Origin of the sequence: Holdemanella hominis, assembly GCF_014306155.1 — a bacterium.
GTDB classification, from domain to species: domain Bacteria; phylum Bacillota_I; class Bacilli_A; order Erysipelotrichales; family Erysipelotrichaceae; genus Holdemanella; species Holdemanella hominis.
In genome coordinates this window covers 1-15,188 of sequence record NZ_JACRWH010000023.1, presented here as the reverse complement: position 1 = coordinate 15,188, position 15,188 = coordinate 1, and the positions used below count along the sequence as shown (strand labels likewise).

Annotated in this window: 12 protein-coding genes; 10 read left to right on the top strand and 2 right to left on the bottom strand. The window is 35.9% G+C overall.

Annotated features, from left to right (window positions below; translation table 11 throughout):
- The first annotated feature begins 23 nt into the window (after positions 1 to 23).
- The 6 genes from rny (at position 24) to H8911_RS06605 (ending at position 7,931) form a co-directional block, all read left to right on the top strand.
- On the top strand, positions 24 to 1,577 hold the full coding sequence (gene rny / locus H8911_RS06630) for a ribonuclease Y (protein ID WP_186999092.1): 1,554 nt from the start codon (positions 24 to 26) through the stop codon (positions 1,575 to 1,577).
- Positions 1,578 to 1,720: 143 nt separating this feature from the next.
- On the top strand, positions 1,721 to 1,894 hold the full coding sequence (locus H8911_RS06625) for a 4Fe-4S binding protein (protein WP_040466055.1): 174 nt from the start codon (positions 1,721 to 1,723) through the stop codon (positions 1,892 to 1,894).
- Positions 1,895 to 1,955: 61 nt separating this feature from the next.
- Positions 1,956 to 3,389: a tRNA (N6-isopentenyl adenosine(37)-C2)-methylthiotransferase MiaB gene (gene miaB, locus H8911_RS06620; protein WP_186999091.1), complete on the top strand. Its 1,434-nt coding sequence runs from the start codon at positions 1,956 to 1,958 to the stop codon at positions 3,387 to 3,389.
- Positions 3,390 to 3,428: 39 nt separating this feature from the next.
- Entirely contained in the window at positions 3,429 to 5,120 is a 1,692-nt protein-coding gene (locus H8911_RS06615; protein ID WP_117926072.1) for a ribonuclease J, read from the top strand.
- A gap of 14 nt (positions 5,121 to 5,134) precedes the next feature.
- Positions 5,135 to 7,477, top strand: coding sequence for a DNA translocase FtsK (locus H8911_RS06610; RefSeq protein ID WP_186999090.1), 2,343 nt, complete (start codon positions 5,135 to 5,137; stop codon positions 7,475 to 7,477).
- A 25-nt stretch (positions 7,478 to 7,502) separates the two neighbouring features.
- Entirely contained in the window at positions 7,503 to 7,931 is a 429-nt protein-coding gene (locus H8911_RS06605; RefSeq protein WP_186999089.1) for a RidA family protein, read from the top strand.
- Positions 7,932 to 7,939: 8 nt separating this feature from the next.
- Here the strand turns inward: H8911_RS06605 and H8911_RS06600 are convergent, their stop codons facing one another.
- Together H8911_RS06600 and plsY are read right to left on the bottom strand one after the other, a co-directional pair.
- The gene (locus tag H8911_RS06600) at positions 7,940 to 8,353 is read right to left on the bottom strand and encodes a competence protein ComK (RefSeq protein WP_158567625.1); all 414 of its coding nucleotides are present in this window, start codon (positions 8,351 to 8,353) and stop codon (positions 7,940 to 7,942) included.
- Positions 8,354 to 8,418: 65 nt separating this feature from the next.
- Positions 8,419 to 9,033 (bottom strand): glycerol-3-phosphate 1-O-acyltransferase PlsY, encoded by a 615-nt coding sequence (gene plsY, locus H8911_RS06595; protein ID WP_186999088.1) that lies wholly within the window; start codon positions 9,031 to 9,033, stop codon positions 8,419 to 8,421.
- Positions 9,034 to 9,359: 326 nt separating this feature from the next.
- Here plsY and parE point away from each other — a divergent pair, with 326 nt between their 5' ends.
- Genes parE through H8911_RS06575 form a run of 4 tightly spaced genes read left to right on the top strand, consistent with a single transcriptional unit; the run spans position 9,360 to position 14,888 of the window.
- Positions 9,360 to 11,285: a DNA topoisomerase IV subunit B gene (parE, locus tag H8911_RS06590; protein ID WP_186999087.1), complete on the top strand. Its 1,926-nt coding sequence runs from the start codon at positions 9,360 to 9,362 to the stop codon at positions 11,283 to 11,285.
- Positions 11,282 to 13,765 carry a DNA topoisomerase IV subunit A gene (gene parC / locus H8911_RS06585; RefSeq protein WP_186999086.1) on the top strand — a complete coding sequence of 828 codons (2,484 nt, stop codon included), beginning with the start codon at positions 11,282 to 11,284 and terminating at the stop codon, positions 13,763 to 13,765. The genes parE and parC overlap by 4 nt, the downstream gene beginning before the upstream one ends.
- Positions 13,762 to 14,655, top strand: a complete 894-nt coding sequence (locus H8911_RS06580; RefSeq protein ID WP_186999085.1) for a DMT family transporter — start codon at positions 13,762 to 13,764, stop codon at positions 14,653 to 14,655. Before parC ends, H8911_RS06580 begins: the two co-directional genes overlap by 4 nt.
- Positions 14,656 to 14,675: 20 nt before the next feature.
- Complete coding sequence (locus tag H8911_RS06575; protein WP_003864166.1) at positions 14,676 to 14,888, top strand: YneF family protein; 213 nt, start codon at positions 14,676 to 14,678, stop codon at positions 14,886 to 14,888.
- The last annotated feature ends 300 nt before the right edge of the window (positions 14,889 to 15,188 follow it).

The window sequence follows — 15,188 nt, the reverse complement described above, 5'->3', positions numbered from 1 at the left end:
AAGGACGAAAAGGAGGAAATAGTATGGATGTACTATGGATCGTTTTGTCTGGTGTCGCAGGTCTTGCGATTGGATCTGGCTGTATGGTCGGACTTTCCAAAGCAGGTTTAAATAAGAATCAGCAAAAAGCAGAACAGATTTTAAAAGAAGCTCAAAATGAAGCGGAATCACGTGTAAAACAAGCTGTGTTAGACGGAAAGACACAGGCTCATGATTTGCGCGTAGAAGCTGAAAAAGAAATTAAAGAACGTAAACAAGAATCAATGGAATTAGAGAACAAGTTATTGCGTAGAGAAGATAACTTGAATTTTCGTGATGAAGCGTTAAATCAAAAAGAGCGTCAGATTAATGAAAAGATGAAAAGTGTTGCTGACAAACTGACATCATTAGACGAAAAAGAGAAGAAATTACAAGAAGAAATCGACAAACAAGTTGTCGTTTTAGAAAGTGTTGCCAAAATGTCAAGCCAGGCAGCAAAAGATGAATTATTTGCGATTGTGGAAAAGAAAATGGAACATGAAACAATTGCGTATATCAAAGATAAAGAGGATGAGGCAAAGGCTACTGCCAATGAAAAAGCGCAGAATATCATTGCCTTAGCTATTGAGCGTATGTCTCAGCAGGAAACTCAAGAAAAGACAGTCAGTGTTGTTTCTTTACCTGGTGAAGAAATGAAGGGACGTATCATTGGTCGTGAAGGACGTAATATTCGTTGTTTTGAACAGGCAACAGGTGTTGAATTAAACATCGATGATACTCCAGATTTGATTACAATTACATGTTTTAATCCAGTACGTCGTGAAGTGGCTCGTTTAGCTTTGGAACACTTGATTCGTGATGGAAGAATTCAACCGGGACGAATTGAAGATGTTGTTAAGAAATACCAGAATGAAATTGATCAAGAGATCATGAAGGCTGGTGAGGAAGCTATCTTTAAATTGGGGATTGGTCGTATTGATCGTGAAATTGTAAAATTGATTGGTACATTAAAATATCGTTATTCTTATGGACAAAATGCTTTGCAGCATTCTATGGAAGTTGCCTATATCGCTGGATGCATGGCAGCTGAACTTGGATTGAATCAGCAAATTGCCAAACGTGCTGGATTGTTGCACGATATTGGTAAGGCATTGAATATTGAGCAGCAAGATGGATCTCATGTTGAATTGGGATACAAGTTCTGTAAGAAGCATGGTGAAAAAGAAATTGTGTTAAATGCGATCCACTCACACCATGGGGATGTAGAACCTAAGTTCTTGACTAGTCATTTGGTTATCGCAGCAGATACAATTAGTGCTGCAAGACCTGGTGCACGTAAAGAAAGTGCTCAGGCTTATATCAACCGTCTTGAAAACTTAGAGAAAATTGCAAATGGATTTGAGGGTGTTTCAAATGCGTTTGCGATTCAGGCAGGTCGTGAAATTCGTGTACTTGTAAATCCAGAACACGTGGATGACTTGACTTGTGTAAAATTAGCTCGTGATATTCGTGATAAGATTGAATCTGAATTGACATATCCAGGTCAAATCAAAGTTAATGTTATTCGTGAGACACGTGCCCAGGAATACGCAAAATAAAAATGTCGGGCTTTAGTCCCGACTTCAATTTTTTAGTTTGGTAAATGAATTACGGTAAGCCTACACTTACTAAACTGTCTTGATTCACTACTTGGTTATAGTTATAATTTGAGTATAAATTAATAAACAAGGAGGAAATAACAATGGCAGTAAATATCGATAAAGATGCTTGCATCGGATGTGGTGCTTGTGTAGGAGGATGCCCTGTAGGAGCTCTTTCATTAGACGATGAAGGAAAATCAGTTTGTGACGAAGGAACTTGCATCGACTGCGGTTCATGCGTAGGAACTTGCCCTGTTGGAGCAATCAACCAGTAATTCAAATTTTAACACATTTGCCAAGCTTAGTGCTTGGCATTTTTTTTCGAAAGGAGATCACATGAAACAAAAACCAGGATGGGTATTACCCGATTTAAAAGAAGCACAAAAGCGTACTACAAATACAATAGATCGTATTGATACATTTAATATTCCTGAAGCGGCTCGTATGATGGGAAGAGGAAAAAAATATTTTATTTCTACATATGGCTGCCAGGCTAATGAGCGTGATAGTGAAACATTGGCTGGTATTTTAGATGAACTAGGATTTGTACCTAATGAAACGGCTGAAGGCAGTGATGTCATAATTATCAATACTTGTGCAATTCGTCAAAATGCGGAAGAAAAAGTATTGGGTGAGATTGGTAACTTCAAACGTTTATATCGCGAAAACAAAGATCTTGTGATTGGTGTTTGTGGATGTATGGCACAAGAGGAAGGTTTAGTTGAAACTTTATTAACGAAATATCCTCAAGTTCGCTTATTGTTTGGAACACACAATATTCAAGAGCTTCCTAGCATGCTTTATAGTTGTATGGTTGAGGGTAAAAAAGTTGTAAAGATTTACTCTAAAGAAGGAGAGGTTTACGAAAATCTACCGGTACACCGTTTTGGAACATTCAAGGCTTGGGTCAATATTATGTATGGTTGTGACAAATTCTGTACATATTGTATTGTTCCTTATACTCGTGGTAAACAGCGTTCACGTAAGATGTCTGAAATCTTAAAAGAGGTTCAACAACTTAAGAATGAGGGTTATAAGGAAATCACATTGCTTGGACAAAACGTAAATGCGTATGGAAAAGATATGGATAATGAACAGGATTTTGCAACATTATTAGAAGAAGTTGCTAAAATTGGCATTCCTCGTGTTCGTTTTACAACAAGTCACCCTTGGGATTTCTCTGAAGAAATGATTGATATAATCGCAAAATATGACAATATCATGCCATTTATTCATTTGCCACTACAATCAGGAGATGATGATGTACTTAAGTTAATGGGTCGTCGTTATACAAAAGAATCATACTTAGCTTTATATGATAAGATTGTCAATACAATTCCAAATGTTTCTGTTTCAACAGATATCATTGTTGGTTTCCCAAATGAAACCGATGAGCAGTTTGAACACACTCTAGATGTGGTTCGTTATTGTAAATACGATAATGCCTTTACATTTATTTTCTCAGCAAGACCTGGTACACCAGCTAGTCGTATGCATGACTCGATTGATATGGAGACAAAGAGAAAGCGTTTAGCGAAATTAAATAAAACATGGAATGATTTGGCTTTAGAAAAGAATAAAGCTTATGTTGGTCGTACTGTTACCGTATTAGTGGATGGCTTAAGTAAGAAGAATGAAAAGGTATATTCTGGATATACAGACACCCAAAAATTAGTTAACTTTAAAGGTGAAAATATTCAGCCTGGAGATTTTGTAGAAGTTAAAATTACAGAGGCGAAAAGTTTCTCTTTAGATGGCGTTGCGGTGTGATATAATTTAGAAAAATAATACTATTTAAAAGGAGATAATATGAAAGAAGAAAAAATTCCTTCATTAACTGAAAAAATCCGTATCTTTGCCCTTGGTGGTTTAGATGAAGATGGTAAAAATTTATTCTGTGTGGAGGTGGATGAATCCATCTATGTAATAGAGGCGGGTATCAAGTTTCCTGACAACAAGGAGTCATTAGGTATCGAGTTTATTATTCAGGATTTTACGTATTTAGTTGAAAATAAAAATCGTGTTGTGGGTATTTTTATTACGCATGGTCATGATGACGTAATGGGAGCTTTACCATATTTATTAAAACAAGTCCCTTGTGATGTTTATACCGCTCCATTAGCTGTAAAAGAAGTACAGAAAATGATTCGTCAGGAACATATTACAGGTGTGCGTGTACATTCTGTAAAGCGTAATGACAAAAAGCGTATCGGCAAAAGAAGAGTTGTTTTCTTCCCAATTACGCATGCGTATCCAGGAACATTTGGTTTAGCGATTGGTACAAATCAAGGCTATATTGTATATTCTGGTGAATTTATTGAAGACTATGATGATTTAGATGATGCATATCGTGCTGATTTCACAACGATTTCAGAACTTGGTAACGAAGGTGTATTGGTTTTGTTGCAGGAAAGTAAAGGGGCAGAAAGAAGTGGACACACTTCTCCGAGTCATCGTATTTCCCCTAAGCTTTTACAGGTTTTAGAAACACATGAAAATAAGCGTGTCTTTGTGAGTGTGTATACACAAAGTGTATATCGTATTCAGGAAATCATTGATTGTTGTATGGCAAGTCGTCGTAAGATGGTATTCTATTCAAAAGAATTACGTGATTTAGTAGGACGATTAAAAGAAATTGGGTATGAGATGGATCCTTCTTTAGTGATTGATCCAGCTGATTTTGATAACTCAATGAAAGATGTTGTCGTAATCATTTCAGGGCAAGGTAAATCTTTATTCAAAACTATCAACAACATTGCCAACAATGAATTAGAATCTATTGTGTTTGATCAGGATGATGTCATTGTGGTCGCAAGTCCAGTTGTACCTGGTGTTGAAAATGAATTCAAGAGCATGGAAAATGACATGTACAAAAAAGAGGGTGAAATCATCGTCTTAGATAAGAATGTTTTGAGTATGCACCCTAGTAAAGAGGATTTGAAAATGATGATCTTCCTTACAAAACCAAAATACTATATTCCAATCAAAGGGGAATATCGTTTGTTGCACATGAATTCACAGATTGCGGGTGAAATGGGATATGATCCAAGCCGCATTATCATTTTAGATAATGGACAGGTTGCCACTTTTGAAAATCGTAAATTGGTTTCTTGCGCCATAGAATTAGAGCTCCATGAAACAATGATCGATGGAAAAGAAAATTGGGATATGGCGGGTGTCGTATTAAAAGATCGTGAAACTTTGAGTACGGATGGTGTCATGATTTTAGCAATTGGTATCAACGCAAAGACAAAGAAAATCATTAATGGTCCAGATGTACAAAGTCGTGGATTGATCTATTTGCGTGATGCAGAATACATCACGGGTGATGTAGCTAAAATTATGGAAGATACGATCAACGAGGCGGTTGAAAATAAAACGTATGACAATTTAGAAACGCGGAACTTGATTCGTGATAAGGTTTCTAAATATCTTTATAAACAAACCGCAAAAAGACCGATGATTTTACCGGTTATTTTAGAAATAAACTTAAATAAGTAGAAAGTGGGGTAAGTATGGCAAAAGCCAGAAAAAAAACAACACGAAGAAAATCTACGAAAAAGAAAACACAAACGTCTTGGTTGCACTCAAACTTATTTCGTTTGTGTTTCCTTATTTGTATGATATGTATTAGTTTTATTGTCGTTTTAGAATTTGGCATTGTAGGAGCTTTTTTAAAACATTTCTTTGAATTCTTATTTGGAGCTTTAACAAATGGATTATTTATTTTGAATGCTACCTTGTGTGCCGTTCTTATTTTCCATAAGGAACAGCCTGTGATTCGTAAGCGTTATATGTTTGGAATCTTATTTTTGGCACTTGGCTTAAGTTTGATTTCTTCAATTATAGAGTTTAAACCACACCCAGGTAGCTATGGCTTAAAATATATTATGGAAAATGCCGGTAATATTATTACAGGTCATTTGAAAATATATTCTGGATTAGCAGGAGCTTTGTTGCTATGTCTTTTTCAGTCATTATTCGATTATTCTGGAACCTATGTCATGGTACTACTGTTTTTTGTGCTAGCTATCTTAATGCTTGGTTATGAAAAAATTGTAGGTTTTGAAAGAAAACCTAAAAAAGTAATGAAGAGTGCTCCAATCAAGGAAACACCTGTTTCGATTGATCGTAAAAACTTTATTTTTGAAGATGTAGATACAAATGAATCGAGTTTTCAAATTATTAATGCCGATCCTGTAAAACCATTACAACCAGATGCTGTGAATGAAGAAAAAGAAATGGATGAGCCTTTGATTATTGGTGATTTAGAACCTAGAAAGCCAAGCTTTATGGTGGATGTGGATGATGAACCGAGTCCTGTAGAGACCAAAAAAGAAGTTCCTGTTGTCAATGAGGGTATTGTAGAAAGGGTTGAACCTAAACATTATGTTGCGGATGAAAATTCAGGTTTTAAAAACTATAAGCTTCCAAAATTAAATGTTTTAGAGGATATGGAAAGAAAATCAAGATCCAACGCGAATGTAACTACAGCGAAGGAAAAAGGTGAAAAACTGATTGAGATCTTACATGAATTTGGTGTGGAGGCTAAGCTTGTACAGATTCATATTGGTCCAAGTGTCACAAAATTTGAAATCAAGCCAGAACTTGGTGTTCGTGTGAATAAAATCAGTAACTTACAAAATGATATCAAGATGGGGCTTGCGGCTAAGGATATTCGTATTGAAGCACCAATCCCGGGTAAGGCAAGTGTTGGAATCGAAATTCCAAATGTTGAAAAGACAAGTGTTCAGATGAAGGATTTGATGCGTACAATACCGGATTCGATGAAAGATAAAAAGTTACTTTTCTGTTTAGGAAAAGACTTAATGGGAAATAATGTCTATGGGGAATTAAATCGTATGCCACACTTATTGATTGCAGGAGCTACGGGTAGTGGTAAATCGGTTTGTGTCAATGCGATTATTTCTTCTATTTTAATGCGAACAAAGCCAGATGAAGTAAAATTAGTTTTGATTGATCCTAAAAAAGTAGAGTTTACTCCATATAATGATGTACCACATTTATTATCACCAGTGATTACGGATGGTGATCTTGCCAATAAGGCATTAAAGGTCATTGTAGAAATGATGGACCGTCGTTATGACTTGTTTGGTGAATTAGGTGTTCGTAATATTACGGCATATAATGAGTATGTCAAAAATCATGAGAATGATCATTTAAAAGTATTGCCTCGTATTGTGATTATTATTGATGAGTTAGCCGACTTGATGTTGGTGGCAGCTAAAGAAGTTGAAGCAAGTATTCAAAGAATTACACAACTTGCTCGTGCCGCAGGTATTCATTTGATTGTTGCCACACAAAGACCGAGTGTGGATGTCATTACAGGTGTTATTAAGGCAAATATTCCAAGTCGTATTGCGTTTGCGGTATCACAAGCTGTCGATTCAAGAACGATTTTGGATCAAGCTGGAGCAGAGCGTTTACTAGGAAATGGAGATATGTTGTATTTACCAAATGGTGAGACGAGTCCTCGTCGTATCCAGGGGGTCTTTATTAAGGATGAAGAAGTTAATAACATTTGTGCATTTGTGAAATCGCAGGCAAGACCAAAATATGATGATGCCTTTATTCAATTAAAAGATTTACAAAATCAAGGAAATGAAGCGGGAAATGTTACGGCCGATCCTTTGTATGAGGAAGTGAAGCGTTTTGTGATTGCATCTAGAAAGGCAAGTACGTCTTTGATTCAAAGAAAGTTCTCTGTGGGTTATTCTAGAGCGGCAAGATTGATGGATGTTTTAGAGGCAAATGGTATCATTGGTCCTGCAAGAGGAAGTAAGCCTAGAGAAATTTTAGTGCAAAACACTTTAGAAGATGGCGTAGATTCTATATAATAGGAGAAGAAAGGAATTTAGTACTATGAATATATTTTTAAAATCAGCAGGAAAACAAGAGGGAACATCTTGTGTTTCAAATATGGTTCAATTAGGAGACTTCTTTTATTTAAGTGGTCAGAATGGACTTGGTGAAAGCATTCAGGAACAGACAATTACAGCTATCAATAAGGTGATTGATGTTTTATCAAACTATGGTTTACAGCTTCACCATGTTGTGAAGTTCACTGTGTATTTAAAGAATATCGAGGATAAAGAAGCATTCTTGAATACATTCAAAAACTTTGTCGATGAACCATTCCCAGCATGTACAATTGTGGAAGTATCGAATTTAGCCGATAATGCCAGAGTATGTATTGAGGGTCTTGGCGTAAATACACTTCGTCATGAAGAACAAATGCAACAATCAAGTTGTTCACATGATTGTTCATCATGTGGTGGAGGTTGCCACTAATACACCGGTTAATCCGGTGTATTTTTATTTAGGTAGCGGAAAATTTGTTTTAGCGTTTGTTGAATTCGTTTAGGATGCTCACAATCGAGTTTGGAACCATCATGAAATGTGATTGTGCAAGTGGACTCAAAGTAAGTGACGTCTTTAATATTGGCATAATTGATCCAGATACAGTCATGTGCTTTTTTCGATTTGTTGGGAAAGTAGATCTCCTTTCTTGAAATGGATACAACAACAGGAATATATTTTTTAACTTTCATTTGATACACAAAGGCTTCTTGTCTTCCTTTAAGGGTGGATCCATTTAATAAGCATTTTTCGTTTAAATAATTTTGCGTGCTTAAACTCTTGTAGTATAACTTTTCATCTTCTTTAACAGTGCAAACAGTACTGGATTTGTATTCGTAGTATAAATAGTTCATACATACTATGATACGATTCCAATGTGAAAAAGACATAAAAAAAAGAAAGTTTCTTAAAAAACTTTCTATAACCATGAAATTGTATTTTCTGTACCCTTTTTGATTTTTTCAATGTTTGTACGATGTCTGTAAATCACAAGAACTGTCATTAGCCAGCTTGCGACAATAACTGAAATGCTTTCCACGTTGAATCCTAGCATCAATGCCGTAATATATAAGCTGCTTGCGATGGCTGCACACATACTGGCCAAAGATACATATTTAAATAGATATAGGACAACTAGAAACATGCCAAATGGTACAAGTAAGTAGCTTGCGTCTTGAAATAAGAAGATGCTTGTAGAAAACAAGAAGCCGAACATTGTACTAACAGCTTTTCCTCCATGGAATTTTGCGAAGACTGGATAACAATGTCCGATGCAGCAGGCAAGTCCTGTCCAGATACCAGCAACTTTCGATACTAGTGTTGCGATCGCAATCGCAAGAACAACTTTTAATACATCAAACACAATGACAGAAATTCCCGCTCTTTTTCCAAGAACTCTTCCTGCGTTCGTTCCACCTAGATTTCCTGAGCCATATTGGCGAATGTCTGTATGATAGAAAACTTTACCAATGATCAATGCGAAGGGTAAAGATCCTAATAAGTAACCTAAAAAAATACATAAAATAGTTTTCATCTCTTCTACCTCGAAATTTATTTTAGCAGTTTTGATCCACTTAGTCGAGAATTGTATGGAAAAATTAATAATTTGACATAAATAGTGTGGATTTAAAATATATATTCAAAAATGAGCATTGAAACTCACTTTAATGAATTTATGTACAATCAAGAAAGTATGATGGGAACTCTTGAAATAGTTTAAGTATGAGGTATGTTAAATGCCTGAAATGTACATGTATAGTGTCTATACGGCGCGTATAATGAGATGGATTTGACGGAATTTATGTGCACTTTTTTTGATTTGTTGATATAATAAAAATTACGTTGGAAAGTAGGGATAGTATGCCAAAACAACAATATGATGAAAGTAGTATCGTTATTTTAGAAGGTTTGGATGCCGTAAGAAAGCGTCCAGGAATGTATATTGGATCTACCGATTCAAAAGGTCTGCATCATCTAGTATGGGAAATTGTCGATAATGCGATTGATGAAGCTTTAAATGGCTATGGCGATGAAATCACAATTATACTAGAAAAAGATGGCAGTGTTACAGTAGAAGACCACGGGCGTGGAATGCCTGTTGGAAAACATAAATCAGGGGTGAGTACACTTCAAGTTATTTTTACCATTCTGCATGCTGGTGGTAAATTTACAAGTCATGGAGGCTATACAAGTGCTGGAGGTTTGCATGGTGTAGGTGCAAGTGTTGTGAACGCTCTTTGTACATGGTGCAAAGTTATGGTACATGATGGAAAAGATGTATGGAGTATGACTTTTGAAAACGGGGGAAGTAAGATTGGAAAACTTGAAAAAGTAGGAAAAACCAATCATACCGGAAGTATTGTTTCCTTTAAACCGGATCCATCTATTTTTAAATCGGTTCACTTTTCATATTCAACCATTTGTGAACGAGCCCAAGAAGATGCTTTCTTATTAAAAGGGTTAAAAATGATTGTACGCGATAAGCGAAAAGAGGAAAGAGAAGTCGTTTACCAATATGAAGATGGATTAAAAGCCTTTATTGAAGAAGTAAATCAAGATCATACACCAATGCATGATCCAATTAGTTTTAGAGGTGAAAGTAACCAGATCATTGTAGAAGGATGTTTCCAATATACAGATGAATATCAAGAGAACATTTTCTCATTCACAAACATGGTTCGTACGCGTGATGGCGGATCTCATGAAACAGGTGCGAAACAAGCTTTTACGAAAGTCTTTAATGAATATGCTCGTAAGAATGGTTTCTTAAAAGAAAAAGATAAAGGATTTGAAGGGAATGATGTCAGAGAAGGTTTGACATTAGTCATCAATCTGACAATTCCAGAAGATTATCTACAATTTGAAGGGCAAACCAAAGAAAAGTTAGGTACTCCAGAAGCTAAGCCAGCAACAGAAACGGTGGTGTCGGAAAACCTTCGTTACTTCTTGGAAGAAAATAAAGAGGTTGCCAATGCTCTAGTACGTAAGATCATCAAGGCAGCTCAAGCTCGTAATGCCGCAAGAAAAGCACGTGCCGATATTCGTAATGGAAAAGGAAAAAATCGTTCGGAAAGAGTGTTATCTGGAAAGTTGGCATCGGCTCAAAGTAAGGATGCCAGAAGAAAAGAATTATATCTAGTCGAAGGAGATTCTGCGGGTGGTTCTGCAAAACAGGGCCGTGATTCAAAATACCAAGCGATTCTTCCTTTGCGTGGTAAAGTATTGAATACAGAAAAGGCAAGTCTTGAAGCTATCGAAAAGAATGAAGAATTAAATACCATTATTCATGCTTTAGGTGCTGGTGTAGGTGCAAATTTTACGGCTGAAGATTCAAACTACTATAAAGTCATTATCATGACCGATGCCGATGATGATGGAGCTCACATTCAAAACTTATTATTGACATTCTTCTATCGTTATATGCGTGATTTAATTACGCATGAAATGTTGTATATTGCCTTGCCACCACTATATCGGATTGCCAAGGCGGGTAAAGAATACTATTTATATACAAATGAAGAATTAGATGAGAAAAAAAACGAATTAAAAAATGGTTACACCATTACACGATATAAAGGTCTTGGTGAAATGAATGCCACTCAGCTTTGGGATACCACAATGAATCCTGAATCAAGAACTTTACTTTGTGTGACCATTGAAAATGCGATGATGGCTGAAAAAAGAGTGACTGAATTAATGGGAGATAAGGCAGAGCTTCGCCGTAATTGGATCGAAGACAATGTTGTATTTACTCTAGAAGATGATTATAAGGAGGTAAATGCGTGAAAGAAAAAGAAGTAAAACATAATGTTTTAAAGAATTCTTTAGAAGATATCATGGCCGATCGTTTCGCCAGGTATTCTAAATATATTATTCAAGAGCGTGCTTTACCAGATGCAAGAGATGGCTTAAAGCCAGTACAAAGACGTATTTTATATGCGATGTATGAAGATGGGAATACTTACAACAAGCCATATCATAAATCCGCAAAAACAGTCGGTAACGTCATTGGTAACTATCACCCTCATGGGGATAGCTCTGTATATAATGCGATGGTTCGTATGTCACAAAATTGGAAGATTACTAATCCTTTAATTGACATGCAAGGAAACAATGGATCTATCGATGACGATCCGGCGGCTGCGATGCGTTATACAGAAGCGCGTTTAGCCAAAATTAGTGATTTTTTGTTGCAGGACATTGATAAAGATACAGTGGAATGGGCACCCAACTTTTCCGATGAGAAGATGGAACCAACTGTACTTCCAGCACGCTTTCCTAACTTATTAGTCAATGGTATTACAGGTATTGCAGCTGGATATGCCACAAATATTCCACCTCACAATTTAAATGAGGTTGTACAAGCAAGTATTTATCGTATTTCACACCCCGATTGTTCATTAGAAGAATTGATGCAGTTTGTGAAAGGTCCTGACTTTCCTACAGGCGGCATCGTGATGGGACTTGACGGAATCAAACAAGCCTTTAAAACAGGTCGTGGACGTATTTTAATTCGTTCTAAAGTGGAAATTGTACCAACACGTACAATTAAACAAATTGTGATTCATGAGATTCCTTATGAAGTAATCAAGTCGAACTTGGTAAAGAAAATTGATGAGATTCGTTTAAATAAAAAAATCGATGGCATTTTAGATGTGCGTGACGAAAGTGATCGTACGGGATTAAGAATTGTCGTGGATCTTAAAAAAGATAGTAATGATGAACAGATCTTAAACTATTTATATAAAAATACAGATCTTCAAATATCATACAATTACAACGTCATTGCGATTGTGAACAAGGCACCCGTACAAATGTCATTAGCCATGATGTTAGATGCCTTTATCAACCATAGAGAAGATGTAGTGATTCGTAGAAGTAAATATGATTTAGCCTCTAAAAAAGATCGTGCACACATATTAGAAGGCTTGATCAAAGCTGTAAGTGTAATGGATGAGATCATTCGTATCATTCGTAAATCAAAAGATAAGGCCCACGCCAAAAAGAATTTGATTGAACGTTTTGACTTTACAGAAAAACAAGCAGAAGCTATTGTCGTAATGCGCTTATATCGTTTAACAAATACAGATGTTAAAGAATTAAAGGCAGAATTTAAACAACTACAATGTGACATTGTCCAATTAGAAAAAATCATTTCAAATAAGAATGAACTTCATAAAGTCATGGTGGAAGAATTAGAAAAGGTGAATGAAGAATTTAATACACCTCGTCTTTCGGATATTGTACATGAAGTGAAAGAAATCGTAATTGATGAAAAGGCTATGATCTCCAAAGAAGAATGTATGATCACAATTACGCGTGATGGCTATATCAAGCGTGTATCTATGCGAAGCTATAATGCTTCTAGTGAATCCATGACACAACGAAAAGATACAGATTCATTAGTTTGTTACGGAGCGAGTCATACATTACAGACATTAGTTTTCTTCACAAACCGTGGTACATATGGATATATTCCGGTTTATCAGATTGAAGAGGCAAAATGGAAAGATTTGGGTGGTCATATCTCAAATTATATTAAGATGGATTCAAGTGAAAAAATTATCGCAGCCTATGTATTGGATTCCTTTAAAACAGGAGTTCATGTTATAAGTGCAAGTCGTCATGGTATGATCAAGCGTACCGAATTAAAAGAATTTGAAGTTTCACGTTCTAATAAAACAATGGCATGTATGAAGATTGGGGCTATGGACGAAATGATTAATGTATCTTTATCTTATAAACCAGATGATCACGTCATTCTGGTAAGTGAACAAGGCTATGGCTTGATGTATCCGGTTGAACAAATTCCGTTGGTTTCAAATAAATCCAAAGGTGTGAAGGCGATGAATCTATCAAAGGATGATTGCATAGCTTCTATTTGTGTTAGTCAAAATCGTGAGGAACAAGTCTTAGTTTCTACGACAACCCTTTCTTTAAAGCGTATGAAACAAACGGAGATTGCGGCATTAAATCGTCCGGCGAAAGGAAATCGTATTTGTAAGTTAGTGAAGTCCAATCCGAATGTGATATTAAATGTACATATGGTTGATTTAAATACACCATTTGAAATTTATGCAGAAGATATTATGCGCTTTGAGGCCAAAGAAATCAGTTTGATGAATGCCCAATCCACATTCTCTTCACCACTAGGCAAAGTAGACAAGTTTGAGTGGGTCTCACCACTTGAAAATATTACGGATGGTTCTTGGGTCAAACAAGATGATTTTGAACAACCCTCTTTATTTGATGAGGAAAAAGCATGAGTAAACAACAAGCTAATTTAGTATGTCTTTTGGTTGCGGCCATTTGGGGTGGCGGTTTTATTGCGACCGATGCAGCTTTGCAAACATTTGATCCTTTTACTGTTTTAATGATTCGTTTTATTGGCGCTAGCATCGTTAGTATTATTGTATGTTTAGTCAGTCGTGTAAAGATTTCTAGGGAAGCCTTATTTCGTGGAAGTATTTCAGGTGTTTTAATGTACTTTGCTTTTGCGTTTCAAACCTTTGGCTTATTCTTAACGAATACAGGTCAAAATGCCTTTTTAACAGCTGTCAACGTCGTTCTTGTACCCTATATTGTATGGCTATTATGGAAAAATAAACCGAGCAATCGTCAACTTGCGGCAAGTGTTGTTTGTCTTGCAGGAATTGCCTGCCTAAGCTTATCTAAAGGGTATTTCTCATTTAGTTTTGGCGATAGTCTATCTTTAGCATGTGCCTTCTTCTTTGCGTGTCACATCATATCTTTAGAGTATGCGACAGAAAATTCGAATTCAATTGCGATCAATGCTGTACAAATGAGTGTTGCGGCTATCCTTTCGATTCCACTAGCCTTAAGTTTAGAGACGATACCACAAACAATCACTGCACATGCGTACATGAGTTGTGCTTATATGATCATAGTAGCAACGTTCTTGGCATTTCAACTTCAGACTTTGGCACAAAAATATACAGATGCATCAAGTGCGAGTGTTCTTTTGTGTACAGAATCCTTATTTGCGAATGTATTTGGATTTTTATTGTTGCATGAAGAGAAAAGTCCAATTATGATTTTAGGGGGACTTTTGATCTTTGTTTCCGTTATTTTAACGGAATATAGTGGTCAATTCATATTGTCAAAACACCAAAAAGATAGTAAAATAGATGAGTAGATAGTGAGGTTGACTAAAATATGGGTGTATCAATTTTTTATACGATAGTGGGAGCCATCATTGGTGGCTTGGTTACTTTCTACTTCACTCGTAAGAAGTTTGAAAAAGAAATTAAAGAAAATCCACCTATTAATGAAAAGATGATTCGTGCAATGTTCTTACAAATGGGACGTAAACCTAGTGAAGCACAGATTCGTCAAATCATGAAATCGGTAAACGCAAACCGTAAATAATGATAAAGTGTCTTATGACACTTTTTTTCTTTTCCTAGGTTGTTTGTGCAATGAAAGTTTTGGTTATATATTAGTAATAAATAAGTTATTGTTTTAGAAGCGGTTAATCTGAAAATAAAATTTATAAAAACAAGAAGTTAGAAGTACAAAAGGGTGCAAAAAAAAAGGGTGCAAAACCCAATGTCATTAAGTTAAGAAATGACGGTTTTGAGGGGAACACAAAAAATGTGCTCCTCTTTTTTTTATGGAAAATTTGAATTTTTTTGTTGACATACAGGTTGAAATATGTGGCCTATTATC

Bases quoted from the DNA above. Each gene is read 5' to 3' on its own strand.
- rny (WP_186999092.1), top strand. From the start codon at position 24: ATGGATGTACTATGGATCGTTTTGTCTGGTGTCGCAGGTCTTGCGATT.
- H8911_RS06625 (WP_040466055.1), top strand. From the start codon at position 1,721: ATGGCAGTAAATATCGATAAAGATGCTTGCATCGGATGTGGTGCTTGT.
- miaB (WP_186999091.1), top strand. From the start codon at position 1,956: ATGAAACAAAAACCAGGATGGGTATTACCCGATTTAAAAGAAGCACAA.
- H8911_RS06615 (WP_117926072.1), top strand. From the start codon at position 3,429: ATGAAAGAAGAAAAAATTCCTTCATTAACTGAAAAAATCCGTATCTTT.
- H8911_RS06610 (WP_186999090.1), top strand. From the start codon at position 5,135: ATGGCAAAAGCCAGAAAAAAAACAACACGAAGAAAATCTACGAAAAAG.
- H8911_RS06605 (WP_186999089.1), top strand. From the start codon at position 7,503: ATGAATATATTTTTAAAATCAGCAGGAAAACAAGAGGGAACATCTTGT.
- H8911_RS06600 (WP_158567625.1), bottom strand. From the start codon at position 8,353: ATGAACTATTTATACTACGAATACAAATCCAGTACTGTTTGCACTGTT.
- plsY (WP_186999088.1), bottom strand. From the start codon at position 9,033: ATGAAAACTATTTTATGTATTTTTTTAGGTTACTTATTAGGATCTTTA.
- parE (WP_186999087.1), top strand. From the start codon at position 9,360: ATGCCAAAACAACAATATGATGAAAGTAGTATCGTTATTTTAGAAGGT.
- H8911_RS06580 (WP_186999085.1), top strand. From the start codon at position 13,762: ATGAGTAAACAACAAGCTAATTTAGTATGTCTTTTGGTTGCGGCCATT.
- H8911_RS06575 (WP_003864166.1), top strand. From the start codon at position 14,676: ATGGGTGTATCAATTTTTTATACGATAGTGGGAGCCATCATTGGTGGC.